Origin of the sequence: Paenibacillus sp. Aloe-11 (genome assembly GCF_000245715.1) — a bacterium.
Lineage (GTDB): Bacteria > Bacillota > Bacilli > Paenibacillales > Paenibacillaceae > Paenibacillus > Paenibacillus kribbensis.
The window spans coordinates 85364-86321 of the sequence record NZ_JH601067.1 but is presented as its reverse complement, the minus strand read 5'-3'; the positions used below and the strand labels follow the sequence as shown (position 1 = coordinate 86321).

The following is a 958-nucleotide window of genomic DNA, read 5'->3' as shown; positions in this document are numbered from 1 at the left end:
GGTTTGGACCGCCTTTTGGCCGATCAGGTCAAATTGTTGCGCTACGGTAGCAGACAGTTTGCCGTCTTTGACCGCTTGCAGCGCATCCGCGCTTCCGTCAAAGCCGATCACCAGAGTATCCCTACCCGTAGCCGAGATGGCTTCTACAGCGCCCAGCGCCATCTCGTCGTTTTGGGCAAAAACGGCTTTAATATCAGGATTGCCCTGAAGCATAGTTTCCATGACGTTCAGGCCCTTCGTTCGGTCAAAGTCCGCCGCCTGCTTGGCAACTACCTTCAATTTTTCATCTGCAACGGAATGGAACCCCTGACCGCGTTCCCGAGCGGCGGATGTGCCCGGAATGCCTTCGAGTTCCGCAACGACCGCGCCTTCGCCAAGCTGATCCACAATATATTCTGCGGCCATTTTGCCTCCATCGGCATTATCAGAAGCGATGAGGGAGGCGACCTCGCCTTTATCCGCCGCCCGGTCGATTGCAATGACGGGAATGCCGACGCCATTGGCCGTCTGCACAGCCGCTGAGATGGCCGATGAATCTGTGGGATTGATGAGCAGTGCATGAACCCCTTGCTGGATCAGATCCTCCACATCATTGTTCTGCTTTGCCGGATCATTTTGCGCATCCACGACGATGACCTCAAAGCCCTGCCTGCCGGCTTCCTGAACCACCATGTCTTTGAGGTAAACGAAGAACGGGTTGTTCAATGTGGACATGGATAAGCCGATCTTGACATTACTAAGATCACCAGCAGTCTTGGCTTTCGCCCAGGAAGGAGGCTCTAGTGAGCATCCGGCCACCATGAACGAGCTAAGTGCGAGCAGCAGAAAAATACAGTATTTTCTCATGATCTTCTCCCCTTAATCGGCTTTTTTTGTGGTCCATCAGAACGGCAATAACGATCCCTTTAACGACGAGCTGATAGAATGAAGAAACGCCAAGCAGGTTCAAGCCGTTGTT

Annotated in this window: 2 protein-coding genes; both read right to left on the bottom strand. The window is 53.2% G+C overall.

Annotation, left to right across the window (positions count from 1 at the left end):
* Positions 1-846: substrate-binding domain-containing protein (locus WG8_RS21570; RefSeq protein ID WP_007432384.1), on the bottom strand; the 846-nt coding region annotated here is incomplete at its 3' end.
* The coding region (locus tag WG8_RS28960) for a hypothetical protein (RefSeq protein ID WP_269744439.1) at positions 809-958 on the bottom strand (150 nt) is incomplete at its 5' end. The genes WG8_RS28960 and WG8_RS21570, both read right to left, overlap by 38 nt.